The 22,848-nt window shown below is 73.8% G+C and carries 26 protein-coding genes; 15 read left to right on the plus strand and 11 right to left on the minus strand.

What is annotated here, in order from left to right:
• Positions 1-9 precede the first annotated feature (9 nt).
• Positions 10-405 (plus strand): ArsR/SmtB family transcription factor, encoded by a 396-nt coding sequence (locus ACWDYF_RS25920; protein ID WP_389474179.1) that lies wholly within the window; start codon positions 10-12, stop codon positions 403-405.
• A 60-nt stretch (positions 406-465) separates the two neighbouring features.
• On the opposite strand, the gene ACWDYF_RS25925 is transcribed toward ACWDYF_RS25920, so the two are convergent.
• Positions 466-1,182, minus strand: coding sequence for a TetR/AcrR family transcriptional regulator (locus ACWDYF_RS25925; protein ID WP_389474181.1), 717 nt, complete (start codon positions 1,180-1,182; stop codon positions 466-468).
• Positions 1,183-1,325: 143 nt separating this feature from the next.
• Positions 1,326-2,063 (minus strand): NAD(P)-dependent oxidoreductase, encoded by a 738-nt coding sequence (locus ACWDYF_RS25930; RefSeq protein ID WP_389474183.1) that lies wholly within the window; start codon positions 2,061-2,063, stop codon positions 1,326-1,328.
• 113 nt (positions 2,064-2,176) lie between these two features.
• Here ACWDYF_RS25930 and ACWDYF_RS25935 point away from each other — a divergent pair, with 113 nt between their 5' ends.
• A complete protein-coding gene (locus ACWDYF_RS25935; protein ID WP_389474185.1) occupies positions 2,177-2,818 on the plus strand; it encodes a TetR/AcrR family transcriptional regulator in 642 nt (213 codons plus the stop codon).
• Positions 2,819-2,837: 19 nt separating this feature from the next.
• Here ACWDYF_RS25935 and ACWDYF_RS25940 read toward each other — a convergent pair whose 3' ends face one another.
• From ACWDYF_RS25940 to ACWDYF_RS25955, 4 genes are all read right to left on the minus strand, one after another.
• A complete protein-coding gene (locus ACWDYF_RS25940; protein WP_389474187.1) occupies positions 2,838-3,575 on the minus strand; it encodes an HAD family hydrolase in 738 nt (245 codons plus the stop codon).
• 15 nt (positions 3,576-3,590) lie between these two features.
• Positions 3,591-4,313, minus strand: a complete 723-nt coding sequence (locus ACWDYF_RS25945; protein WP_389474189.1) for a phosphatase PAP2 family protein — start codon at positions 4,311-4,313, stop codon at positions 3,591-3,593.
• Between the two features lie 107 nt (positions 4,314-4,420).
• Positions 4,421-5,356 (minus strand): M56 family metallopeptidase, encoded by a 936-nt coding sequence (locus tag ACWDYF_RS25950; RefSeq protein WP_389474191.1) that lies wholly within the window; start codon positions 5,354-5,356, stop codon positions 4,421-4,423.
• Between the two features lie 133 nt (positions 5,357-5,489).
• A complete protein-coding gene (locus tag ACWDYF_RS25955; RefSeq protein ID WP_389474193.1) occupies positions 5,490-6,107 on the minus strand; it encodes a DUF5134 domain-containing protein in 618 nt (205 codons plus the stop codon).
• A gap of 324 nt (positions 6,108-6,431) precedes the next feature.
• On the opposite strand from ACWDYF_RS25955, the gene ACWDYF_RS25960 reads away from it, so the two are divergent.
• Positions 6,432-8,054, plus strand: coding sequence for an FUSC family protein (locus ACWDYF_RS25960; RefSeq protein WP_389474217.1), 1,623 nt, complete (start codon positions 6,432-6,434; stop codon positions 8,052-8,054).
• Positions 8,055-8,311: 257 nt separating this feature from the next.
• The gene (locus tag ACWDYF_RS25965; RefSeq protein WP_234021285.1) at positions 8,312-8,803 is read left to right on the plus strand and encodes a MarR family winged helix-turn-helix transcriptional regulator; all 492 of its coding nucleotides are present in this window, start codon (positions 8,312-8,314) and stop codon (positions 8,801-8,803) included.
• A gap of 143 nt (positions 8,804-8,946) precedes the next feature.
• Here the strand turns inward: ACWDYF_RS25965 and ACWDYF_RS25970 are convergent, their stop codons facing one another.
• Complete coding sequence (locus ACWDYF_RS25970; protein ID WP_381737928.1) at positions 8,947-9,750, minus strand: VOC family protein; 804 nt, start codon at positions 9,748-9,750, stop codon at positions 8,947-8,949.
• Between the two features lie 126 nt (positions 9,751-9,876).
• Complete coding sequence (locus ACWDYF_RS25975; RefSeq protein WP_018570985.1) at positions 9,877-10,269, minus strand: VOC family protein; 393 nt, start codon at positions 10,267-10,269, stop codon at positions 9,877-9,879.
• A gap of 70 nt (positions 10,270-10,339) precedes the next feature.
• On the opposite strand from ACWDYF_RS25975, the gene ACWDYF_RS25980 reads away from it, so the two are divergent.
• A complete protein-coding gene (locus ACWDYF_RS25980; protein ID WP_389474199.1) occupies positions 10,340-10,879 on the plus strand; it encodes a GNAT family N-acetyltransferase in 540 nt (179 codons plus the stop codon).
• 8 nt (positions 10,880-10,887) lie between these two features.
• Here ACWDYF_RS25980 and ACWDYF_RS25985 read toward each other — a convergent pair whose 3' ends face one another.
• The gene (locus ACWDYF_RS25985; protein WP_389474202.1) at positions 10,888-11,571 is read right to left on the minus strand and encodes a glycerophosphodiester phosphodiesterase; all 684 of its coding nucleotides are present in this window, start codon (positions 11,569-11,571) and stop codon (positions 10,888-10,890) included.
• Between the two features lie 442 nt (positions 11,572-12,013).
• Here ACWDYF_RS25985 and ACWDYF_RS25990 point away from each other — a divergent pair, with 442 nt between their 5' ends.
• From ACWDYF_RS25990 to ACWDYF_RS26010, 5 genes are all read left to right on the plus strand, one after another.
• Positions 12,014-13,411: a DUF6421 family protein gene (locus ACWDYF_RS25990; protein ID WP_389474205.1), complete on the plus strand. Its 1,398-nt coding sequence runs from the start codon at positions 12,014-12,016 to the stop codon at positions 13,409-13,411.
• A 41-nt stretch (positions 13,412-13,452) separates the two neighbouring features.
• The gene (locus ACWDYF_RS25995) at positions 13,453-14,211 is read left to right on the plus strand and encodes an SDR family NAD(P)-dependent oxidoreductase (protein ID WP_381738245.1); all 759 of its coding nucleotides are present in this window, start codon (positions 13,453-13,455) and stop codon (positions 14,209-14,211) included.
• A complete protein-coding gene (locus ACWDYF_RS26000; RefSeq protein WP_389474207.1) occupies positions 14,208-15,281 on the plus strand; it encodes a threonine aldolase family protein in 1,074 nt (357 codons plus the stop codon). The genes ACWDYF_RS25995 and ACWDYF_RS26000 overlap by 4 nt, the downstream gene beginning before the upstream one ends.
• A gap of 96 nt (positions 15,282-15,377) precedes the next feature.
• The gene (locus tag ACWDYF_RS26005; protein ID WP_389474209.1) at positions 15,378-15,971 is read left to right on the plus strand and encodes a transglutaminase domain-containing protein; all 594 of its coding nucleotides are present in this window, start codon (positions 15,378-15,380) and stop codon (positions 15,969-15,971) included.
• Positions 15,972-15,990: 19 nt separating this feature from the next.
• Entirely contained in the window at positions 15,991-16,692 is a 702-nt protein-coding gene (locus tag ACWDYF_RS26010) for a B3/B4 domain-containing protein (RefSeq protein WP_018570978.1), read from the plus strand.
• Between the two features lie 3 nt (positions 16,693-16,695).
• Here the strand turns inward: ACWDYF_RS26010 and ACWDYF_RS26015 are convergent, their stop codons facing one another.
• Both ACWDYF_RS26015 and ACWDYF_RS26020 read right to left on the minus strand, forming a co-directional pair.
• On the minus strand, positions 16,696-16,914 hold the full coding sequence (locus ACWDYF_RS26015) for a hypothetical protein (RefSeq protein WP_018570977.1): 219 nt from the start codon (positions 16,912-16,914) through the stop codon (positions 16,696-16,698).
• Between the two features lie 135 nt (positions 16,915-17,049).
• Complete coding sequence (locus ACWDYF_RS26020; protein ID WP_018570976.1) at positions 17,050-17,778, minus strand: lysophospholipid acyltransferase family protein; 729 nt, start codon at positions 17,776-17,778, stop codon at positions 17,050-17,052.
• A gap of 259 nt (positions 17,779-18,037) precedes the next feature.
• Between ACWDYF_RS26020 and ACWDYF_RS26025 the strand changes: the two genes are divergently transcribed.
• From ACWDYF_RS26025 to ACWDYF_RS26045, 5 genes are all read left to right on the plus strand, one after another.
• Entirely contained in the window at positions 18,038-18,409 is a 372-nt protein-coding gene (locus tag ACWDYF_RS26025) for a TlpA family protein disulfide reductase (RefSeq protein WP_389474219.1), read from the plus strand.
• A 202-nt stretch (positions 18,410-18,611) separates the two neighbouring features.
• On the plus strand, positions 18,612-19,175 hold the full coding sequence (locus ACWDYF_RS26030; RefSeq protein WP_389474212.1) for a flavin reductase family protein: 564 nt from the start codon (positions 18,612-18,614) through the stop codon (positions 19,173-19,175).
• A 229-nt stretch (positions 19,176-19,404) separates the two neighbouring features.
• Positions 19,405-20,190 (plus strand): electron transfer flavoprotein subunit beta/FixA family protein, encoded by a 786-nt coding sequence (locus ACWDYF_RS26035; RefSeq protein WP_451584303.1) that lies wholly within the window; start codon positions 19,405-19,407, stop codon positions 20,188-20,190.
• Positions 20,191-20,245: 55 nt separating this feature from the next.
• The gene (locus ACWDYF_RS26040) at positions 20,246-21,208 is read left to right on the plus strand and encodes an electron transfer flavoprotein subunit alpha/FixB family protein (protein ID WP_381737941.1); all 963 of its coding nucleotides are present in this window, start codon (positions 20,246-20,248) and stop codon (positions 21,206-21,208) included.
• Between the two features lie 198 nt (positions 21,209-21,406).
• Positions 21,407-22,711, plus strand: a complete 1,305-nt coding sequence (locus ACWDYF_RS26045; RefSeq protein ID WP_389474215.1) for a DUF6986 family protein — start codon at positions 21,407-21,409, stop codon at positions 22,709-22,711.
• Positions 22,712-22,848: the final 137 nt, after the last annotated feature.

Consider the following 22,848-nt stretch of genomic DNA (forward strand, 5'->3'; position numbering starts at 1 on the left):
CATCGTAGGATGGACAGCCCGTACGAAGTGGAGCCGCACGTGACCGCCACCGCCCCCGTTCCCGCCGCCGGCAGCCGCGACCTTCCGCATCCCGAGCGGGCGGAGATCCGTCTGGAGGGCGTGCTGCACGCGCTGTCCGAGCCCCTGCGGCTACAGGTCGTGCGGAAACTCGCCGCCGAGGGGGAGGAGCTGTCCTGTTCGCACTTCGACCTGCCCGTCACCAAGTCGACCACCACGCACCACTTCCGGGTGCTGCGTGAGGCGGGTGTCATCCGGCAGATCTACCGCGGCACGGCCAAGATGAACGGCCTGCGCCGCGACGACCTCGATCACCTGTTCCCCGGCCTGCTCGACGCCCTGCTCGACGCCGCCGCCCGCCAGGACGCCCGCCTCACCTCGGCCTGAGCGCTCCGCGCGCGGTGCGGAGCCGCTCCGGGCGCCCGGCGCCGGGCCGTCCGCGCGGTCTCACTCCGGACGGTCCGGGAAGGGCTCCGGCCGTTCCGGGGACGGCCCCGGCCGCTCCGCCGGGGGCCGGCCGGTGGCGAAGAAGCGGGAGACGTCCGTGCCGCAGGGCCCGCCGGTCGCGCAGGTGTCCGGGGGCAGGCCGAGGTCCCAGTCGAGCCGGTACCGCTCGAACAGCTCCGCGCGCAGCAGCGGCACGGGCATGGGCGCGCCGGGCACCAGCGCCGCGTAGACCGCGCCCATCAGCAGTGCGCGCAGCATCGGGTAGTCGGTGTCGGCGTTCGCCGAGCCGTGCCGGAGCACGGTGTCCCGCAGCAGGTGCGACAGGCGCTGCTGCTCGGGGCACTGCACGAAGCCCTCGGCCTGGAGGATCCCCGCCATGTGGTGGCGCATGAGGACGGGCCGGTCGTGGGCCAGGCCCAGGATCGCGTCGATGGCCCGCGCCATCCGCTCCGCGCCGTCCTCGGTGCGCGGCTCGCGCTCCAGCGCCTCCTCCAGGGTGCGGTGCATCAGCCGGTGCACCGCGGACTGGACCAGCTGCCGCTTGCCGGGGAAGTAGTACGAGACCAGACCGCGTGCGGAACCCGCGCGGTCGGCGATGTCCCCGAGCGTCGTCGCGTCGTAGCCGCGCTCGCCCACCAGTTCCACGGCCGCCTGGAGGAGCCGTTCCCGGGAACGCCGTCGCAACTCTTCATTGACCGAGGCGCTGCGCGGGGACATCCTGTAACTCCTGCGTTGACTGGCTGCCAGCCAACTATACTCAACGCCAGCACGCCGCCCCCTTCCCGGGGTGCGGTCGGGCTGCCGCCCGTCTCGGGCGACGCGGGGGATCGTCCGAGACGGGCACACCTTCGCCCCATTGGTTACCTGGGGCTACTTTCCCGGGCCTGCTCCTCCGGCCGCCCGGCACCGGCGTTCTTCCGGATCTCGCGCCAGATCATGCGGGGCACGCTCGGCCGCACCCGCGTGGTCGCCACCCCCATGGCACGGCGCGAGAACCGGTCCTCGGACACCTGGGCGAGCATGCTCGCGGCCAGGTCGGAGCGGGCCGTGAAGACACCGTCCGCGCTGCCCTCGGCGAGCAGGTACGGCGTGGGCCCGGGATGGTCGAACAGACCCGAGGGGCGCACGATCGTCCAGTCCGTGCGGCTCGCGCGCACCACGTCCTCCATCCGCCGCATGTCCTCGTGCGCGGCGCGGGCGATCACCCGGTTGACGTACGGATCGAGGACGTTGTTGAAGAAGAACGCCCCGCTCGGCCGCCAGCCGGGATCCAGGACGCTGGAACTGACGACCAGCAGCCGTCCGACCCCGTGCCGTTCCACGGCGGCGGTCAGATGGCGGGCCGCCGTCGAGTAGAGGGTGACGGGACCCTTTCCGGGCGGGACGCCCAGCGCGGAGAGGACCGCGTCCTGACCGGCGACCACGTCGGCGACGGCCTCCGCGTCCCGGGCGTCCGCCGCGGTCACGGTCAGCCCCTCGCGGGCGGCGACGGCCCGCGGCCTGCGGGTCACCGCGGTGACCTCGTGCCCGGCGGCGAGGGCCTGGTTGAGCAGTGCGCGGCCGGTGGGGCCGCCGGCTCCGAAGACGGCGATACGCATGGGGATCTCCTCGGTGAGCGATCTCGGCGAGTGAGGGTGACGGGTGCCGGGCCGCTCGAAGGGTGCCCGGACGCCTTGACAGTGCCGTCCGGGCGGGCCGATATTCAACGCTGATGAATAAAACCCGTGGCCGCCCGCGCGGCCGGCCCGCCACCAGGACCCGGATCGCCGAGGAGGCGCGCGCCCTCTTCCTCGCCCGCGGCTACCAGGGCACGACACTGCGCGCCGTCGCCGCCGCGGCGGACGTCGACGTCGCCCTCATCGGCTACCACTTCGGTTCGAAGCAGGGCCTGTTCGGTGAGGCGATGAATATCGACTGCGGCCGCTCGACCGCCGTCGCCCGCGCCCTGGAGGGCGATCCGGCGCACCTGGCGGAACGGCTCGTCGACGCCGTGACGGCGCTCTGGGAGGAACCGGACGAGGGCGGCGCCGCCGGATTCGCGGCCCTGGAACCGGTGGCGATGCGCGACGAGGACGTCATGCGGGTGTTCCGGGAGTTCCTGGAGCGCGAGGTGCTCGGCCGGATCGCCGCGCACCTCGGCGGCCGGTACGCCACCGAGCGGGCCACGGCGGCGGTGGCGGTGCTCGGCGGCCTGATCTTCACCCGCTATCTGAACCCGCTGGGACCCGTCGCCGCCCTGGACGCCGCCGCCGTACGGCGCATCCTCGCCCCGCCCCTGCGGGCGGCCCTGTACGGCGGCCCGGCCGCCGCCCCCGTGCGCCCGCGGCCCGCACGTCTGCCGCGCACGGCCTGATCCGGCCGCCCCGGCGTGCTCAGTCCGTCGGGTCGTGCGCCGGGGCGGCCGGATCGGCCGGGGCGCGGTGGGGCACTAGGCCGAGCACCGGCAGCAGCGCGTCCGGGCGCTCCGCGACGGGCAGGTGGTCCACGAAGTGCACCGCGCAGCCCAGCGCCGCGGCGCCGCCGTCGGCCTCGCGGCTGTCGCCCACCATCAGCACGTCCCGCGGCCGCGCGCCGAGCGCGGCGCAGGCCGTGGCGAACAGCCGCGGATCCGGCTTCTGGACGCCGTGCTCGTACGACAGGACGTACGTGCCGATGTAGGCGTCCAGGCCGTGCGCGCGGAACACCGGGCGCAGGTCCCAGCCGATGTTGCTCACCACGCCCACCCCGATGCCGCGCTCGCGCAGGGTGCGCAGCACCTCGTGCGCGTCCGGGTACGGAGCCCAGGCGGCCGGTGTCATGTGCCGTTCGTACAGGGCGTCGTGCAGCGCGGGGTCGGGCAGGGGCACCAGGCGGGACATGGCCGTGTAGGCGGCCCGGTGCTGGGCGGCGCTGCGGTCCCTGACACTCCACAGCCCGGCCAGTTCCGCCGGGACCCGGGCGGGCGGCGCGCCGCCCGGCAGCGCGCCCGCCTCCTCCAGGGCGCGGGCGGCCTCGGCCAACTCCCGCTCGCCGAGGGTCTGACGGGCCTCCGCCAGCACCGCGCGCAGCCAGGACCCGGTGGACTCGGCGCGGAAGAGGGTCCCGGAGAAGTCGAACAGCACAGCGGTCATGAGGGTGATCCTCGCTCAATCCCGGCGCGCGGGGAACCCGTTGGGGACGGCGCAGGCCGCCGCGACCACGGCGGCGCCGAGCAGCCAGCCGCCGAGGACGTCCGAGGGCCAGTGGACGCCCAGCCAGACGCGCGTCAGGCCGACACCCGCCACCGACAGCACGACCAGGGCCACGGCGGTGCTCCACGGCCCGCGCCCGGCGCCGTACTGGTGAAGCAGCCGGAGGAACAGCCCGCAGACCACGGTCGCGGTCATCGCGTGGCCCGACGGGAAGGACGCGTACGCGGCGGAGTCCACCGGATCGGGCCAGACCGGCCGGTCCCGGCCCAGGGCAGCCTTCAGGCCCTGTTGCAGCAGGGTGCCCAGCGCGCAGGTGCCCACCAGCCACGCCGCCGTCCGCCAGGCGGCGGCCCGCCGTACGAGCCACACCGCGACCACCGCGCACAGCAGGCGCAGGGTCAGCGGGTCCCACACCCAGTCGGTGAGGACGCGGCAGGCGCGGGTGATCCCGGGCTCGGCGACCGCCCGGCGGTGTGCGGCACCGGCCACGGCGCCGTCGAACGCGGTCAGGGGCCGCCACCGCAGGGCGACCAGCACCGCGGGTACCGCGGCGCACAGGCCCAGCACGGCCGCGAGGCGCACGGCCGCGGCCCGCCGGGCCGGGGGACGGCGGGACGGGTGCGGCGGGCGCGGGGAGCGTGGCGAGGGGGCAGGGGAGGGGACGCGGGCGGGACGCATGACGCGATACTCGCCGCCCGGCGGCCGGTGAAACACCGGGCCGCCCGATGCGCCGCAAGTCCACGCGCGGCAGGGCTGGTGGGAGGGTGGGGCCGGTCGCGCGGGCGTCAGCTCAGGGCGCGCAGCCCCGGTACCAGGGTCACCAGGACCGGAACCACCGGCACCAGCGCCGCCACCGCCGTCAGACGCAGCCGGTGGGCGGCGGTGAGCCGGTCCGGCGGAGTGAGCAGCCGGTGCACCCGCTGCGGCACCTGGCCCCGCGGGGCGGGACAGGGGCCGAAGACGCCCCGGTCCTCGTTGAGCTCGACCAGGGCCAGGGCGGTGGTCAGCCGGCCGAAGCGGCGCGAGGCCATGTCGTCGGCGGCGAGTTCCACCAGGCGGTGCATCTCGTCCCGGAACGCGGCGAACACCGGTACCTGCGGAAAGCCGTCCGCCAGCGCCGCCGAACAGTGCAGCAGCCAGTCGTGACGGGCCCGCGCATGACCCTGCTCATGGGCGAGCACGGCGTCCAGCTGCCGCCCCTTCAGACGGCGCAGCGCGGCGGTCGTGACGACCAGGCGGGGCGACGCGCCGGGCAGCCACCAGGCCTCCGGCCGCTCGCCCTCCAGGACGACCAGCCGGCCGGTTCCGCTCTGCTCGCCGGGCAGCAGCGGCGCGCGGACGAGCAGTTCGGCCCGCCGGTGACGGCGCCGCGTCCGGGCCCGTACGACCTCGCGGACCAGCATCGCGGCGCTCCACACCCCACCGCAGGCGAGGGCCACCGCGGTCGTCGGCGCCCAGGCACCGGCCGCGCCCAGCGCGTACGCCTCCACCACCGCGCTGGGCGCCGTGGCGAACACATGCCCGCGCACCTGCTGCCACGCCGCGGCGGCGCTGAGCGTCATCGACAGCGCGCAGCACAGCAGGACGGCGGCCACCACGCACTGCCAGACCCACAGGGCGACCACCGGTTCCCGGTCCGGCCAGTCGGCTCGGGCGAGGAGCCGGGGCGCGGCGACGGCGAACAGCGCGCCGATCAGCAACAGGACCGCGGGGACCATCATGCGAGCACCCTATTGAGCGGGCGGCCGCTCAGGGGGCGGCTCACGCGGCAAAGTGACACAGGCCACGGAGCCGGACGGCCGGTGCCCCACGCCCCGGCCGCACATCGCCAGGTCGGTGCTCCGCGCCCCGGTCTCACATCGTCAGCAGCATCGCCACCATCCCCATCCCCATCGACAGGCGGCAGGCGCGCGCCAGTTCGGGCCGGTCGCCCCACCCCGGGCCGCCGGGCGCCCCGGAGCCGTGGCCGGTGCCCGCGCCGGTGACGGCTCCGGAGCCCGTGCGTATGCCCGTGCCCTGGGGGCCCGCCCCGGCCGGGACCAGACGGGCGCCGCCGAGCAGGACGTATCCGGCGAAGTACAGCAGCAGGGCGCCGGTGAGGAGGGGGACGCCGGAGCCGCCGTGGGCGTGGTGGTGCCCCTGGGGGGCGGCGGCCATGGCCAGCGACATGTAGACCATCGCGGACGTCCCCACCAGGTGGTGCAGATGGTGCCGCGGGCCGGTCCGCGCCGCCCACAGGGCGCGCAGCGCCGCGACGCCGAAGACCGCCGCGTAGACCGGCCAGGCCCAGGCGGGCGGGGTGAACACCGCGGCGGGCACGGCCATGGCGGCCATGCCGAAGCCCATCAGCGCCTCACCGCCCGCCGAGCGGCGCTGCTCCTGGTCGGGGCTGCGCATGCGCAGCAGACAGTAGGCGCCGGTCGCCGCGCACAGCGCGACCAGCAGCCAGCCGGGCGAAGCCGGTGCGTGCACCCGCCCACCTCCCGCTCGAAGGTCCGGACCGCGGTTCGGCGGCCTTCCGCTCGGTCAAGCGATGCCCGGGGCACACGGTGCGCACACGAGCGCAAGGAGGTACGGGGGGAGCGTGTCCGGGAGCGCGCACGCCGGATGAGCGGTCCTCCCGTCATATGTTTTACGGGTAAAACACCTGCTAATATTGTCTCCATGAGCAGTGCGAACCCTTCCCCCGACCCGAACCGCGCCCCCGCGCCCGCCCCCGCGCCCGCCCCCACCGCCCCGGTCCCGGCCCCGGCCACCGCCCCGGTCCGGAGCGCCCGGCGGCTCCCGCTCACCGGCGTGCTGCGGCTCGGCCGTCCGTCCGACATCTGGTTCAAACCCGCACTCAGCTCGGTCGTCTCCGTCGCGCCGCCGAACCTCACGCTGCTCGCCCTCGGCCGGCTCGACCTGGCCATGTACACCATGGCCGGATCGCTGTGCGCCCTGTACGCCCACAACCGCCCCTACGCCGCCCGCGCCCGGGTGCTGGCCTGGGTGGTGCTCGGCATGGTCGGCGGCCTCGCCCTCTCCCTGGTCACCGCGTCGCTCACCCGCGACCCCGTCGTCCTGGTCGCGGTCGGCGCGCTCATGGCCGCCGCGCAGAAGGCCCTGTGCGACGCGACCCGGGTGGGCCCGCCCGGCAATGTGGTCCTGACCTTCATCAGCTCCGCGTCCCTGTTCGCCCCGCAGACGCTCGGCCAGGTCCCCGCCCATCTGGCGCTCGCCCTCGCCGCCGCGGCCTGGGCCTGGCTGGTCTGCATGGCGCCCGGCCTGCTGCGCCCGCACGGCCCGGAGCGCCGGGCCACCGCGCAGGCGCTGAACGCCGCCGCCGCGTATGCCGCCACCCGCGGCACCGGGGACGGCCACGCCCGCCTGCGCGCCGCGGCGGCCGCCGCCGTGCAGGCCGCCTGGCAGGCGCTGCCGGTCACCGGGGCGCGGGCCGCCTCCCGGCGGGATCTCGCCCGGCTCGTCATCCGGGCCGAGGTCGCCCTCGCCGCGCCCGCCGACGCCGACCCGCAGCGGCTGCGGACCCGGGCGCGCGAGCTGTGCGGCCGGGGTCCGGTCCCGCGGGCCGGTGAGACGGCGGCGGCCACCGACGAACTCCTCGGTGTCCAGGCCGAGGCCGGCGCCCCCCACCGCCCCTGGTGGAGCCGGCTGGGCCCGCTCGCCCCCATCGCCGCGCGGACCGCGCTCGGCTGCGCGCTCGCCGGATACGCCTCCCTGGCCCTGGGCATCGGCCGCCCCTACTGGGCGCTGGTCACCGCCGCCTCCCTCTACCAGGCCAATGTCACGCTCACCTGGAGCCGTGGGGTGCAGCGGGTCGTCGGCAACCTCGTCGGCGTCCTCGTCTTCGCCGCGCTCGTCCCGCTCGCCCACACGGGCGGCCTGGCCCTCGTCCTGGTCTGCGTGGCCCTCAACTTCGGCGCCGAGGCGCTGATGGGCCGCAACTACTGGCTCGGCAGCATCTGCGTGACCCCCATGGCGCTGCTCGTCACCGAGTTCGCCGGACAGCGTCCGGCGGGGGAGCTGATGACCGAGCGGGCCGTGGACACCGTCATCGGCGCCCTGGTCGGCTTCGTGGCCGCCGTCGCCGTCACCAACCGCCGGGCGGGGGACCGGATCGGAGACGCGCTGACCGCCGTGGACCGGGCCCGTGAGCGGGCCGCGCGGCTGCTCGCCGAACCGCGGCCCGACCGGGCGGCCCTGGAGTCCGCCCGCCGGTCCCTGGCCGCCGCGCTGGTCGAACTGCGCGCCACCGCCGACGCCGCCGCCGGGGAGTGGTGGCAGCGCGCGCTGCCCCAGGAGCGGGTCGTGCTCACCGAGCAGTCCGCACACCGTACGCTCGCCGCGACGGTACGACGCCTGGGGCTGCACGCCCCGGTGACGAGCACGGGCAGGACGACGGAGGACGCACGGCCATGACGGCGAGCAACGGACGACCGGTACCCACGGCGACGGGGGCCGGGGACACGCCCCACGGCCGGGAGCACCCGGACTCCACCGGACGGACAGATCCACCGGCGCCGGAGCCGCACCACCCGGCGCCGCAGGAGCACCCGGAGCCGTCCACCGAGCCGTCGGCCGTCCTGCCCGCCGCGCCGGCCGATGCACCAGCGGCGGACGCGGCGGACGCGGCAGCCGCCGGCGGCGCCGCTGCCGGACCCGCCCGAGACGACACCGTGGCCGGTGTCGTCCGGCAGTGGCGGGCCGTCCACCCCGAGCTGGACACGGCCCCGATGGAGATCATCGGCCGTATCAACCGCTGTTCCGCGCTCCTCCAGCAGGCGGAGGACGCCCCCCTGCGCCGGGCGGGGCTGAGCCGGCCCGAGTTCGACCTGCTGGGCGCGCTGCGCCGGACCGGCCACGAACTGACCCCGAGCGAGCTGGCCCGCGAGACCTTCTCCTCGGGGGCGGCCGTGACCAAGCGGCTCAAACAGCTCACCGAACGCGGCCTGGTCGAGCGGCGCGGCGACACCCGTGACCGCCGCGTCGCCCATCTGCGCCTCACGGAGGCCGGCCGGGACCTGGTGGACGGCCTGCTGCCGGACCAGCTGGCCTACGAGAGGACCGTGCTCGCCGGACTGGACACCGCAGGCCGCGGCGATCTGGCCGCACTGCTGTGCGAACTCCTCACCCGCCTGGAGGGCCGCCCCGGCGCCGCCCGCTTCTGAGTACCGCCGCACACCGCCGCACACCGCCGCACCGGCCCCCGCCACCGCACCCGTTCCCGCACCCGGCAGCCCCGGTTGCCTGGCAGCCCCGGTCGCCCGGCTGCCCCCGCGACCGCCCCGGCCGTGCGCGGCCTGCCGCCGCCTCAGCTCCCGGCGGCGGTCCCGGTCCCGGTCTCCTCGTCGGTCCCGTCCTCCGTCTGGTAGACGCCGAGGGCCGCGCCCTGCGGGTCGCACAGGACGGCCATGCGGGGCCCGTGCGGGACCGAGACCGGCTCCTGGAGGAGGCGGGCACCCGCGCGGGCCGCGACCTCGGCGGTGGCGTCGACGTCCTCGGCCGCGAAGTAGGGCAGCCACTGCGGCGGCACATCGGAGGGGAAGCGCTCGTGCAGCGCGGTCACCCCGCCGAAGTCCATGCCGTGCATGCCCCACTGCGTGTACCACTCCGAGGCGTTGACGCTCCAGCCGAACACACCGGTGTAGAAGTCCCGGGCCCGCTTGACGTCCCGGGTCGCCAGCTCGACCCAGCCCAGCGCGCCGGGCCGGTTGAACACCCCGGCACCGGCGAACTCCTTGGCCTGCCAGAGCTGGAAGGCGGCGCCGGACGGGTCGAGGGCCACCGTGCGGCGGCCCTCGTCGAAGATGTCCATCGGGCCCCGGATCACCGTGCCCCCGGCGTCCGCCACCCGGTTCGTGGCCGCGTCGTCGTCGGCGACGGCGAACGAGACGTTCCAGGCGACCGGCTGGGTGGGCCGGAACAGCGGGCCGATCCCGGCCACCGCCGCGTCCCCCAGGCGCGCGACGGTGTAGCCCCGCAGCTCGGGCCGGGGATCCGGCGCGGCGCAGTGCCAGCCGAACACCTCGCCGTAGAACCGCTTGGCCGCCTCCAGATCGCTGGTCCCCAGCTCCGCCCAGCAGGGGCCGCCGATCACCGGCTTGTCGAACTCCATGGCACTCCTCCGGGAAGGCTCGCCCCCACCACCAGAACGCTATCCCCGGTCACCGACGGTGGCCAGCGGGAGCCGTACGGCCAGGGACGGCCCGGGGTGCCGCGGGGCGCGGAGCGGGCGTCCGGCTCAGATGCCCGGCCGGTAGCGCAGCGGGTGCTCGGCGGGGACCTCGACGAGCACGACGGGCACGCCGTCCGGATCGGCGATCCACATCTCGATCAGTCCCCACGGCTCGCGCACCGGCGGCCGGACGATCTCCACCCCCGCCGCCCGCAGCTCGGCGTGGGCGGCGGCCAGGTCCTCGACCTGGAGCCACAGCCGCACGGCGGTGGACGGCGGCACGTCGGAGCGCCCCGACAGCTCCAGGAAGCCGCCCCCGAGGAAGTACACGGTGCCGCGCTCGGGGCCGGTACCGAACTCACGGTGGACGGCGAGGCCCAGCCGCTCGCCGTAGAAGACGCGGGAACGCTCGGGGTCCGTGGGCCGGATCAGTACCCGGCTGCTGAGTACATGCACCATGCGGCGCACCCTAGCCACAGAGATACCCTCGGTGCTGCCCCACCGCGCCCGAGATCCCGAGAGGCCCTCCATGGACACCGCCGCCACCGCACCGGTCTTCCGCGACGCCACCGACGCCGACGTCGAGGCCCTGGTGGCACTGATCGAGTCGGCGTACCGGGGCGACGCCAGCCGGGCCGGGTGGACCACCGAGGCCGACATCCTGCACGGGCAGCGCACCGACCCCCAGGGCGTGCTGGACGTGATCGCGTCGCCCGACAGCAGGCTGCTGACGGTGGAGCGGGACGGCTGCGTGGTCGCCTGCTGCCAGCTGGAGCACCGCGGCGACCACGCCTACTTCGGCATGTTCGCGGTCAGTCCGGCCCTCCAGGGCGCGGGCCTCGGCAAGCTGATCATCGCGGAGGCGGAGCGGCAGGTCCGCGAGGTGTGGGGCGTCACGGAGATGCACATGACGGTGATCTCGGTGCGCGAGGACCTGATCGCCTGGTACGAGCGGCGCGGCTACCGCCGTACGGGACGGATGAGCCCCTTCCCGTACGGCGACGAGCGCTTCGGGGTGCCGCAGCGCGACGACCTCCGCTTCGAGCTGCTGGTCAAGCCGCTCGGGTAGCGGGCGCGCTACGCGGTGAAACGGCCGGTGCGCTTGATCTCCGGGAAGTCGGTGGTCGCGCCGTCCAGCTCCAGGGCGCGGACCAGGCGGAGGTGGTCGGTGGTGTTCACCACCCAGCCGATGATCCGCAGGTCGGCCGCGCGGGCGTGCTCGACGACCTCCAGGGTGAGCCTGCGGATGTTCAGCACGAGGGTGCCCGCGCCGGCCGCGGCCGCGCGCTCGACGACCTCGGTGCCGTAGTGGTCGGCGACCAGCGCGGTGCGGACGCCGGGGACCAGCCGGGTGATCTCGCGGAGGGCCTCGTCGTGGAAGGACAGCACCTCGACCCGGGCGACCAGGTCGCGGCGGCGCATCACCTCCGCGAGCGCCTTCGCCGCCGCCGCGTCCTTGATCTCGGCCTGCAACGGCGCCCGAACGGCGTCGAGCACCTCCTCGAACAGCGGGATCCGCTCGCCGCGGCCCGCGTCCAGCGCGCGCAGTTCGGCCAGGGTCTTGTCGGCGATCGGACCGCTGCCGTCCGTGGTGCGGTCCACGTCGGCGTCGTGCATGACGACGAGGGCGCCGTCCTTGCTCAGGTGCAGATCGAGTTCGATGGCGTCGAGGCCGGCCTGCTGGGCGGCGACGAACGAACGGAGGGTGTTCTCGGGCTCCACACCCATGATCCCGCGGTGACCGATGGTAAGGAAGTTCAAGGTTCAACTCGCTTCCGTCGACGGCGGCTCGGCTCGCCCGCGGACCTCAGGGACCTCGTCGTCCACGCGGCAGTGCCGCAGCCTAACGGTCCGGAGTCGGGTTGAACCCCTGCGTACACGGAGCAGTGGGGTGACGGCCGGGCGGCGCCGGGGCCGTACCCCTCGGCGCGGTCACCCGGGCGTGGGCGCGTCCCGGCCGCGTTGACCGGGGAGGGCCCCGACGGGACCACCGCCCGTGCATGGCGGGAAATCGCCGTACCGCCGACCGGGGGTGGCATCACTCGATCGGCCTACGGGAAGTAGCCGCCATACGGGTGTCGGGCAGGAAAATAGTCGGTGAGAATGTGCGCCCGCAGGATAATTTTCGGAGGGTGCCCTTGCTGGAAGAAAGCTCATATGTATACGGTCTTCTTACGCGAGCTTCTCCCGTGGAGGGTGGGTCATGACGGAAATTCTTGTGCAGGTGGGTCCGGAGGGGCATGTTCCTCCGGCGAGCAGGGTGATCGAGCACCCGGCGTGGCCCGTGCTCAAGGATGCCGTGGAGCAGATCCGGCCATGGCAGTCGAAGGACGGATCGATCGACTTCGGGGCCGAGGGCGCGCCCGCGCGCGAGGACGCCGAGGCGGCCGTCGCGCGCGTGAGCGACGCGGTGGCGGAGCTGTCCGCCCTGCTGCCGCACGACGCCGACTACCACCGGGCGCTCGTCGCCGATCTGCGCCGCTGGGCCGACGGCGGCTTCGAGGTGCCCGACTTCCTCGACTCGCTGCTGGCCTTCCAGCCGGCCGCGCACCGCGTGGACGGACTCCAGCACCTCGTCGTCTTCCCGATGTACACGCAGAACGGCAACCCGGACCGCAATCTGGAGGCGGTCGTGCTGCGCATGGTCTGGCCGGACTGGCTGGCCGAGCTGGAGCGCACCCGGTACGACAACCCGCTCTTCTGCGGCATCACGTTCGAGGACTTCACGGCGGGCTACGACACCAACTCCGCGGTGCTCTTCCCCGAGACGATCGCCGTGCGCGAGGCGCCGGAACGATTCTCCTGGGGTGGCATCTTCTGCGACCGGGAGGCCGCCCGCTTCCGCCGCGTGACCGCCGCCGCCGTGGACCTGCTGGGCCTGCGGCTGCCCGAGGACATCGCCGCCATGGTCCACGACCAGAAGCGCTGCGAGGAGGCGTTCGTCCTGTGGGACATGGTCCACGACCGCACCCACAGCCACGGCGACCTGCCCTTCGACCCGTTCATGATCAAGCAGCGCCAGCCGTTCTGGATGTACGGCCTGGAGGAGCTGCGCTGCGACCTCACCGCCTTCAAGGAGGCCGTGAAGCTGGAGCAGGACGGCGTCGGCCAGGCCCGCGACGTGCAGTACGCGGTGCTCTTCGACCGGATGTTCCGCTTCCCGGTCACCGGCGAGCGCGTCCGCAACTACGACGGCCTCGGCGGCCAGCTGCTCTTCGCCTACCTGCACCGGCACGACGTGGTCCGCTGGACCGACAACAAGCTCGCCATCGACTGGGAGCGCGCCCCGCAGGTCACCAACCAGCTGTGCGCCGAGATCGAGACGCTCTACCGCGACGGCATAGACCGCCCGAAGCTGGTGCACTGGTTCGCCGGGTACGAGCTGGTCTCCCGCTACCTCGCCCCGCACCCCGGCTCCAAGTGGGCCAAGGGCCCCGACGCCCTCGACCTGAGCCTGCCGCCGCGCAAGCTCGTCGATGACGTGCTTCCGGACGAGTTTCCGCTCAGCATGTTCTACGAGGCACTGTCCAAGAAGCTGAAGAATGTGATCGCCTCCACCAAGGGCATCACGGCGGACGGCGCCGAGCAGGTCGCCGCGTGAGCGACCGCGTCCAGAACACTGCTGCTACGGAGGCGAAGAAGATGGCGGGCAACGGGGCTCTCAGCGGTGCGGTGATCGCGGTGGCCGGTGCGGGCGGACCCGCCGGCCGGGCGGCGCTGCTCAGGCTCGCCGAGGCGGGCGCCACCGTCGTCGGGGCGGACAACGACCCCGAGCGGCTCTCCGAGGCCGTGGACGCCGCGCGCTACGCCTCCGGCGGGGCCAGCGTCACCGGCGACACGGTCGACCTGCTCGACCTCCGGTCGACCCGGGAGTGGGCCGCGCACGTCGAGAAGGACTTCGGCCGCGTCGACGGCCTGGTCCACCTCGTCGGCGGCTGGCGCGGCAGCGAGACCTTCACCAAGACCAGCCTGGACGACTGGGACTTCCTGGAGCTGCTGCTCGTCAAGACGGTGCAGCACACCTCCCTGGCCTTCCACGAGGCGCTCCAGCGCAGCGACCGCGGCCGCTACCTGCTGATCAGCGCCGCCGGTGCCAGCACGCCCACGGCGGGCAACGCCGCGTACTCCGCCGCCAAGGCCGCCGCCGAGGCGTGGACGCTGGCCATGGCCGACTACTTCCGCAAGGCGGGGAAGGCGGAGGGCGCCGAAGGGCCCACCTCGGCGGCTGCGATCCTGGTGGTGAAGGCGTTGGTGCACGACGCGATGCGCGCCGAGCGGCCCAACGCGAAGTTCGCGGGCTTCACGGACGTCAAGGACCTGGCCGAGGCCATCACCGACGTCTGGAGCAGGCCCGCCGCGGAAGTGAACGGAAAACGTCTGTGGCTGACCGAGCAGCCGTGAACCCTGCCAAGACCGACGCGCGCCGCCACCACGACCCGGAGGTCCGCGGCTTCGCCAGCGACAACTACGCCGGGGTGCACCCGGAGGTGCTCGCCGCCCTGGCCCTGGCCAACGGCGGCCACCAGGTCGCGTACGGCGAGGACGACTACACCGGGAACCTCCAGCGCGTCGTGCGCGGCCACTTCGGCGCCGGAGCCGAGGCGTTCCCCGTCTTCAACGGGACCGGCGCCAACGTCGTCGCGCTCCAGGCGGTCACCGACCGCTGGGGCGCGGTGATCTGCGCGGACAGCGCGCACATCCACGTCGACGAGGGCGGCGCCCCCGAGCGCATGGGCGGCCTCAAGCTGCTCACCGTGCCCACCCCGGACGGCAAGCTCACCCCCGAGCTGATCGACCGGCAGGCGTACGGCTGGGAGGACGAGCACCGCGCGATGCCGCAGGTCGTCTCGATCACCCAGAGCACGGAGCTGGGCACGCTCTACACGCCCGGGGAGATCCGCGCGATCTGCGAGCACGCCCACGCCCACGGCATGACCGTGCACCTGGACGGCTCCCGGATAGCCAACGCCGCCGCCTCCCTGGACGTCCCGATGCGAACCTTCACCAACACGGTCGGCGTCGACATCCTCTCGCTCGGCGGGACGAAGAACGGCGCCATGTTCGGTGAGGCGGTCGTCGTCCTCAACCAGGACGCCGTGCGCCGGATGAAGCACATCCGCAAGATGAGCATGCAGCTCGCCTCGAAGATGCGCTTCGTCTCGGTGCAGCTGGAGGCCCTGCTCGCCAAGGACCTGTGGCTGCGCAACGCCCGGCACGCCAACGAGATGGCCCAGCGGCTCGCGGAGGGCGTGCGCGCGGTGCACGGCGTGGAGATCCTCTACCCGGTGCAGGCCAACGGCGTCTTCGCCAAGCTGCCCCACGAAGTGAGCGAGCGGCTCCAGAAGAGGTTCCGTTTCTACTTCTGGGACGAGACCGAGGGTGTCGTGCGCTGGATGTGCTCGTTCGACACCACGGAGGACGACGTGGACGCGTTCCTCGCCGCGCTGAAGGAAGAGATGGCGCGCGGCTGACCAGGGGCGGTCAGGACCGCTCAGACTCTGCATAGTTATGCGATCATTCGTAAAGTCATTGACTGTCGAGTGATCGCATTCCTATGCTCTGCGGGCATGGAGCTGACCCAGCACACCCCCGACCTGTCCGCCTATCTCGCCGCCGACGAGGCGATCGACCATGAACACCCGGTGGTCCGCGAGACCGCGGCCCGGCTGGCCGAGGGGGTGGCGGACTCGTATGCCTATGCGCGGTCCGCGTACGAGTTCGTGCGGGACACCATTCCGCACTCGCAGGACTCCCAGGATCCGCGCGTCACCTGGCGGGCCTCCGACGTGCTGCGGCAGCGCACCGGCATCTGCCACGCCAAGGCCCACGCCCTGGCCGCCCTGCTGCGCGCCGAGGACATTCCCGCCGCCCTCTGCTATCAGCGGCTGACCTGGGACGACGGCGGCGGTCACGTCCTGCACGGGCTGGTCGCCGTACGGTTCAACGGCGCCTGGCACCGCCAGGACCCGCGCGGCAACAAGCCGGGCGTCGACGCGCAGTTCTCCCTCGGCGGCGAGCGCCTGGCCTTCGTGCCCGACCCGAAGTCGAATGAGATGGACTACCCGGTACTGTACGCTGAACCACACCCGGGGGTGCTCGCCGCCCTGAAGGCCGCCCCCGACCGGTCGGCGCTGGCCGCGGCGCTCCCCACCCACCTCTGACCCGCGAGACGGACGGACCATGACGCTCACCCTCACCGTGTCCGACGAGGTGCGCGCGCTCGCGCCCGGCTTCACCCATGTGGCCGTCGAGGCGCACGGCCTCGTGAACGGCCCCAGCACCGAGGCCGGTTCGGCGCTCCTGGACGACGCGGCGCGCCGGCTGGCCGCCCGCCTGGACGGCCGCGCCCCGCACGAGGACCCGCACATGGCGGCCTGGCGCGAGACCTACACCGCCTTCGGCGCCAAGCCGTCGCGCACCCGCAACTCCGCCGAGGCCCTGGCCAGGCGCGCCCTCTCCGGCGCCGGGCTGCCCCGCATCAACGCCCTCGTCGACCTCTACAACGCCATCAGCGTCGCCCATCTGATCCCGGTCGGCGGCGAGGACCTGGACCTGATCCAGGGCGGTATGCGCCTGGTGCGCGCCCAGGGCGAGGAGGACTTCGTGACCGTGGCCGGGGGAGAGGAGACCGTCGAGCACCCCGAGCCCGGCGAGGTCGTGTGGTGCGACGGGGCCGGTGTCACCTGCCGCCGCTGGAACTGGCGCCAGGGCCCGCGCACCCGGCTCACCGAGCGCACCGTCTCGGGCCTCTTCCTGCTGGAGAGCCTGGCGCCGATGCCCGTCGCCGACGTGGTGCGGGCGGCCGGTGAACTCGCCGAACTGCTGGAGAAGTCCGGCCCGGGTGCCCGCGTCACCGTACGGGAACCGGAGTCCGCGGCCTGAGCCTCAGGGGCGGCGGAACTGGTCGCTCATGGTCGGCATGGTGTTGTGCATCGACAGCGTGGAGTACGCGCTGCGGTCCCGCTGCGCCTGGACCCGGCTGGCCTGCTCGATGAGAAGACCGTCCGCGTTGTGCGTGGTGCTGCTGCGGCGGCGCAGGATCACCACGACCAGCCACGCGGCGATCGCGGCGAACAGACCGAACATGAGACAGATCGTGGCCATGGAACCCCCGTCCCGGCATCCGTCCCGGCGCGGCCGTCCGCCCGGACCGGATGGCGAATGCATGTGAACCGGTCCTCAGATTACGGCAGTTCGCGGGACGGGGACAGCGGGACGGGGACAGACGGACAGGCGCTCTCAGAGCGCCCCGGCCGTCCGTAGCTGCTCCGGCGTGGGAGCCGTGCCGCCCAGGTGCGCGGGCATCCACCAGGTGTCCTCCGGGCCCTTCGGGCGCACCGGGTAGGCGCGCTGGGCGGCCTCCAGCAGCTCCTGCACCCGCTCGCGCAGCCGCCGCGTGATCGCTCCCGCGTACTGGTCGCGCGGCGCCTCGACGGCCTCGCCCACCCGGACCGTGACCGGGGTGTGGCTGCGCCGGAAGTTGCGCGGGTGCCCCTTGGTCCACAGGCGCTGCGTGCCCCAGACGGCCATCGGGATCAGCGGCACCCCGGCCTCCTGCGCCAGCCGGGCGGCACCCGACTTGAAGCTCTTGAGGGTGAAGGACTCCGAGATGGTGGCCTCCGGGAACACGCCGATCACCTCGCCGGAGCGCAGCGAGTCCAGAGCGTGCTCGTAGGCCGCCTCGCCCTGGGCGCGGTCCACCGGGATGTGCTTCATACCGCGCATCAGCGGACCGGAGATCCGGTGCCGGAACACCGACTCCTTCGCCATGAACCGCACCAGGCGCTTCTGCGGCAGCGCGGCGAGACCGTTGAAGATGAAGTCCAGATAGCTGATGTGATTGCTCACCAGCACGGCGCCGCCCTGGCGCGGGATGTTCTCCGAGCCCCGGCAGTCGATCTTGAGGTCCCACACCTTGAACATCGTGCGGGCGAAACCGATCACGGGACGGTAGACGAACTCGGCCATGGGCGGGGCGGACCCTTCTGTCTGCCAGGGACTCCCGGCGGAAGTTACGCAGCCGTAGGTTTACGGCTCGTCGCAGATCGTGCCCCAAGAACGGCCGGGGAGCCAGCCCGCGTGCCCGTCCCCGGCGAGATCCTCGTCACGTCGGCCCGGCCGCCGGGGCGCCCCGCCGACGGCCGGGGCCCCGCACGGGAATCTTCGGCCGCCCGTACGCGCTGCACCCGGCAGGAGCCGGGCGGGCGGCACGGAACAGCCCGGCGCGATCACCGGAACGCGGGACGGGAGACCACGGGTGGGCACAGGCGAGGCGGACGGACGGCTGGACGCGGCCCGGTTGGGCGAGCCACTGGGCGAACGCGCCACCCTGGTGCAGTTCTCGACCGCCTTCTGCGCGCCCTGCCGGGCGACCCGCAGGGTTCTCGGCGAGGTGGCGCGCATGGTCCCCGGCGTCGCCCATGTCGAGATCGACGCCGAGGCCCGCCTCGGACTCGTCCGCGCGCTGGACGTCCGCAGGACGCCCACGGTGCTCGTCCTGGACGCGGACGGCCGCGTCGTGCGCCGCGCCGCCGGGCAGCCGCGTACGGCCGACGTCGTCGCGGCCCTGGGGGAGGCGCTGTGCGGAACCGGCCCGTGACCGTGAGACATGTCCCATGTGCCGGGACCCACTTGACTGCGCCCGCCACCTCTCGTCAATCTGACCGTATGTCCAGGGAACTCCTTCTCTCCGGGCGGGCATGTCCGGGAGCGGCGCCGTCCGCCGGCGCCGCGAGCGCGCGCTGTCCGGGCTGTTGAGCAGCCACGGTCCCCGCGCGTCCCACCAGCAGAAGGACAACTCCATGACGGCCCCGTCCGACCTCTCCGCCTCCTCGGCCGCTTCCGGCTCCTCCGCCGCTTCCGGCTCCTCGGCCTCCGCCGCCTTCGAACCGGCCTCTCCCGGCCTGCTGCGCTCCGTCTTCCGGCGGCACGCGGCGGGTGTCGCGGTGATCACGGCGCGCGGCGACCACGGCCCGGTCGGCTTCACCGCGACCTCCCTGACGTCCGTCTCCGCCGAGCCGCCGCTGCTCTCCTTCGGCATCGGGACCGGCGCCTCCAGCTGGCCCGCGCTCTCCCGGGCCGGACACCTCGGCGTCCATCTGCTGGGCGAGCACCAGGAGGAACTGGCCGCCACCTTCGCGCGCAGCGGCGCCGACCGGTTCGCGGCGCCCACCTCCTGGCGCGACGGCCCCGAGGGTGTGCCGCTGCTGGACGGCGTGCTCGCCCGGCTGGTCTGCCGGGTGGTCGCGCGGGTCCCGGCGGGCGACCACCGCATCGTCGTCGCGGAACTGGTCCTCGGCGACCACACGGGCCCCGGCCGCCCTCTCCTCTACCACCAGGGCCGCTTCAACGCCCTGCGCGACTGACCCGGAGCCGGGCGCCGCGCGGGCCCCTGCGGAACGGTCGAGTTCCGGTTACGCTGCGTTGCGAAGGTCACAGTTCAAAGCGCTTGCTCAGCGGGCAGGAACTGGGTGTACTGGCGAGTAATATTTCGGTCGGAGCGCGGGGTCGCCCCGAACGGGATCGGCCGCTTCAGGCGCCTATGCTGCCTGCAAGAAGGCAGCCCAGAAATGACGATGCAGTAGGAGAGCCGGCGTGAGCTTGAGGATCGTTGTCACTGTGTACGTGCCCGACGCCACTGGCGACCGGCACTTCGCCGATGACCTGACCGTCGACCGTGACGACGTGGACGGTCTGCTCTCCGAACTGGACGAGTACGCGGTCGAGCAGGCGCTCCAGATCTCCGAGAACTCCGACGACGACGTCGAGGTCACCGTCCTGACGGTGGGTCCGGAGGACGCCAAGGACGCGCTGCGCAAGGCGCTGTCGATGGGCGCGGACAAGGCGATCCACGTCGAGGACGACGACCTGCACGGCACCGACGCGATCGGCACCTCGCTGGTGCTGGCCAAGGCCGTCGAGAAGGCCGGTTACGACCTGGTGATCTCCGGCATGGCCTCCACCGACGGGACCATGGGCGTCGTCCCCGCGCTGCTGGCCGAGCGTCTGGGCGTGCCGCAGGTGACGCTGCTGTCCGAGGTCTCCGTCGAGGACGGCACGGTCAAGGGCCGCCGCGACGGCGACACCGCCTCGGAGCAGCTGGCGGCGTCGCTGCCCGCCGTGGTCTCGGTGACGGACCAGTCGGGCGAGGCGCGCTACCCGTCGTTCAAGGGCATCATGGCGGCGAAGAAGAAGCCGGTGGAGTCCTGGGACCTGTCGGACCTGGACATCGAGGCCGACGAGGTCGGTCTGGAGAGCGCCTACACCGTGGTGGAGTCGGCGGCGGAGCGTCCGGCGCGTACGGCGGGCACGATCGTCAAGGACGAGGGCGAGGGCGGCAAGCAGCTCGCCGCGTTCCTCGCGGGCCAGAAGTTCATCTGAGCCCGTATCCGCCCCGTCGTCCCGCACCCTTCGCAAGCAGGAGAGAAGAAGTCCCATGGCTGAAGTCCTCGTCTACGTCGACCACGTGGACGGTGCCGTCCGCAAGCCCACCCTCGAGCTGCTGACCCTGGCCCGCCGCATCGGCGAGCCCGTCGCCGTCGCGCTGGGCAACGGCGCCGCCGACACCGCCGCCGCCCTCGCCGAGCACGGCGCGGTCAAGGTCCTCACCCACGACGCCGCCGAGTACGCCGACTACCTGGTCGTCCCCAAGGTCGACGCGCTCCAGGCCGCCGTCGCCGCCGTCTCCCCGGCCGCCGTGCTGGTCCCGTCCTCCGCCGAGGGCAAGGAGATCGCCGCCCGCCTGGCGCTGCGCACCGGTTCGGGCATCATCACCGACGCCGTCGACCTGGAGGCCGGCGACGAGGGCCCGGTGGCCACCCAGTCGGTGTTCGCCGCCTCGTACACCACCAAGTCCCGTGTCTCCAAGGGCATCCCGGTCATCACGGTCAAGCCGAACAGCGCCGCCGTGGAGGCCGCCCCGGCCGCCGGTACCGTCGAGGCCCTGGACGTCACCTTCTCCGAGAAGGCCACCGGCACCAAGGTCACCGCCCGCACGCCGCGCGAGTCGACGGGCCGCCCGGAGCTGACCGAGGCCGCCGTCGTGGTCTCCGGCGGCCGCGGGGTGAACGGCGCGGAGAACTTCGGCATCATCGAGGCCCTCGCCGACTCCCTCGGCGCGGCCGTGGGTGCCTCGCGCGCCGCGGTGGACGCGGGCTGGTACCCGCACACCAACCAGGTCGGCCAGACCGGCAAGTCCGTGTCGCCGCAGCTGTACATCGCCAACGGCATCTCCGGCGCGATCCAGCACCGCGCCGGTATGCAGACGTCGAAGACCATCGTCGCGGTCAACAAGGACCCCGAGGCCCCGATCTTCGACCTGGTCGACTACGGCGTCGTCGGCGACCTGTTCGAGGTCGTCCCGCAGCTCACCGAGGAGATCAAGACCCGCAAGGGCTGATCCGCCGGGCCCCTCGGCGGGGCCGCCCCGGCCCAGGCCCCCGTGACCGCACCGGTCACGGGGGCCTCGGCGTCCGCGGCCCGTCCGGGGGCGGCCGGGGTTCAGGCCGCGGACAGGTGTTGACCGGCGGGAACGTCCACAGATAGCTTCGTAGTGCGGATTATTGATTCCGTACAACGGAAAACAGGAGGGTGTGGAATGGGTCAGGGCCAGCAGGAGACGGTGGCGACGAGCCTCGCGGGCGCCGTCAGCGAGGAGATCAGCGCCTCCCTCGCTCCGGTCGACGCCGAGCTGGAGCGCCGCTACCCGGGCGACCCCGGCACCCGCCAGCCGGTCCACACCGTCTACGTCCCCGGCGACGCCTTCGCCGCCGACACCCTCCGCTCCTGGGGCGACCGGGCGCTGGCGGCCCTGGACGAACACGCCCCGGACGCCGCCTCCTTCGCCGCGGTCCTGGGCCTGGCCGACGACCTCGCGGAACCCGTCTACTCCCGGGTCCGCGCCAAGCTGGAACGCGAACCGATCGAGGACCTCCGCATCGACTTCGAGGACGGCTACGGCCCCCGCCCCGACGCCGAGGAGGACGAGGCCGCCGCCCGCGCGGCCCGGCTGGTCGCCGAGGCGTACGAGCGGGGCACCGCCGCGCCGTACATGGGCATCCGGATGAAGTGCATGGAGGCACCCGTCCGCGACCGCGGCATCCGCACCCTCGACGTCTTCCTCAGCGGACTGATGCGGGCCGGCGGCCTGCCCGGCGGACTCGTGCTGACCCTGCCGAAGGTGACCTATCCCGAGCAGGTCACCGCCATGGCGCGGCTGCTGGAGGCCTTCGAGAAGGCCCACGGCCTCGAACCCGGCCGGATCGGCTTCGAGATCCAGATCGAGACCAGCCAGTCCATCCTCGCCGCCGACGGCACCGCCGCCGTCGCCCGGATGATCCAGGCCGCCGAGGGCCGCGCCACCGGCCTGCACTACGGCACCTTCGACTACAGCGCCTGCCTCGGCGTCTCCGCCGCCTACCAGGCCAGCGACCACCCGGCCGCCGACCACGCCAAGGCCGTCATGCAGGTCGCCGCGGCCGGGACCGGCGTCCGTGTCTCGGACGGCTCCACCAACGTCCTGCCGGTCGGCCCGACCGAGAAGGTCCACGACGCCTGGCGCCTGCACTACGGGCTCACCCGCCGCGCCCTGGCCCGCGCCTACTACCAGGGCTGGGACATGCACCCGGCGCACATCCCCACCCGGTACGCGGCCGTGTTCGCCTTCTACCGCGAGGGCTTCGAGCAGGCGGCGGCCCGTCTCGCCCGCTACGCCAACCGGACCGGCGGCGACGTGATGGACGAGCCCGCCACCGCCAAGGCGCTCAGCGGCTATCTGCTGCGCGGCCTGGACTGCGGCGCCCTCGACATCGCCGAGGTCGCCCGGCTCACCGGTCTGACCCGCGCCGACCTGGAGGGCTTCGCCGCGCCCCGGCGCGGCGACCTCACGGCGTCCGCCCAGTAGCGGCCGGGCCCGGGGTGGCCCCCCCCCCCGGGGGGGGGCCCCCCGCGCCCGGAATTGAGGCGGACCGCGGGCCCACCCCCCAGCCGCCCGGCACCCGCAGATAGGAACAGCGGGGGGTGGGGTGACAAGGGTTAAAG

This window comes from Streptomyces sp. NPDC003284 (assembly GCF_053589675.1).

What these genes read in the sequence shown, in the direction of transcription:
- ACWDYF_RS26015 (WP_018570977.1), bottom strand. Translation starts at nt 16,914, where the DNA reads ATGGCCACGATCTGTCTCATGTTCGGTCTGTTCGCCGCGATCGCCGCG.
- ACWDYF_RS25975 (WP_018570985.1), bottom strand. Translation starts at nt 10,269, where the DNA reads ATGGTGCATGTACTCAGCAGCCGGGTACTGATCCGGCCCACGGACCCC.
- ACWDYF_RS26045 (WP_389474215.1), top strand. Translation starts at nt 21,407, where the DNA reads ATGGGTCAGGGCCAGCAGGAGACGGTGGCGACGAGCCTCGCGGGCGCC.
- ACWDYF_RS26005 (WP_389474209.1), top strand. Translation starts at nt 15,378, where the DNA reads ATGGAGCTGACCCAGCACACCCCCGACCTGTCCGCCTATCTCGCCGCC.
- ACWDYF_RS25920 (WP_389474179.1), top strand. Translation starts at nt 10, where the DNA reads ATGGACAGCCCGTACGAAGTGGAGCCGCACGTGACCGCCACCGCCCCC.
- ACWDYF_RS25930 (WP_389474183.1), bottom strand. Translation starts at nt 2,063, where the DNA reads ATGCGTATCGCCGTCTTCGGAGCCGGCGGCCCCACCGGCCGCGCACTG.
- ACWDYF_RS26020 (WP_018570976.1), bottom strand. Translation starts at nt 17,778, where the DNA reads ATGGCCGAGTTCGTCTACCGTCCCGTGATCGGTTTCGCCCGCACGATG.
- ACWDYF_RS26030 (WP_389474212.1), top strand. Translation starts at nt 18,612, where the DNA reads ATGACGGCCCCGTCCGACCTCTCCGCCTCCTCGGCCGCTTCCGGCTCC.
- ACWDYF_RS25990 (WP_389474205.1), top strand. Translation starts at nt 12,014, where the DNA reads ATGACGGAAATTCTTGTGCAGGTGGGTCCGGAGGGGCATGTTCCTCCG.
- ACWDYF_RS26040 (WP_381737941.1), top strand. Translation starts at nt 20,246, where the DNA reads ATGGCTGAAGTCCTCGTCTACGTCGACCACGTGGACGGTGCCGTCCGC.
- ACWDYF_RS25925 (WP_389474181.1), bottom strand. Translation starts at nt 1,182, where the DNA reads ATGTCCCCGCGCAGCGCCTCGGTCAATGAAGAGTTGCGACGGCGTTCC.
- ACWDYF_RS26010 (WP_018570978.1), top strand. Translation starts at nt 15,991, where the DNA reads ATGACGCTCACCCTCACCGTGTCCGACGAGGTGCGCGCGCTCGCGCCC.
- ACWDYF_RS25950 (WP_389474191.1), bottom strand. Translation starts at nt 5,356, where the DNA reads ATGATGGTCCCCGCGGTCCTGTTGCTGATCGGCGCGCTGTTCGCCGTC.
- ACWDYF_RS25995 (WP_381738245.1), top strand. Translation starts at nt 13,453, where the DNA reads ATGGCGGGCAACGGGGCTCTCAGCGGTGCGGTGATCGCGGTGGCCGGT.
- ACWDYF_RS25940 (WP_389474187.1), bottom strand. Translation starts at nt 3,575, where the DNA reads ATGACCGCTGTGCTGTTCGACTTCTCCGGGACCCTCTTCCGCGCCGAG.
- ACWDYF_RS25935 (WP_389474185.1), top strand. Translation starts at nt 2,177, where the DNA reads ATGAATAAAACCCGTGGCCGCCCGCGCGGCCGGCCCGCCACCAGGACC.
- ACWDYF_RS25980 (WP_389474199.1), top strand. Translation starts at nt 10,340, where the DNA reads ATGGACACCGCCGCCACCGCACCGGTCTTCCGCGACGCCACCGACGCC.
- ACWDYF_RS25970 (WP_381737928.1), bottom strand. Translation starts at nt 9,750, where the DNA reads ATGGAGTTCGACAAGCCGGTGATCGGCGGCCCCTGCTGGGCGGAGCTG.
- ACWDYF_RS25945 (WP_389474189.1), bottom strand. Translation starts at nt 4,313, where the DNA reads ATGCGTCCCGCCCGCGTCCCCTCCCCTGCCCCCTCGCCACGCTCCCCG.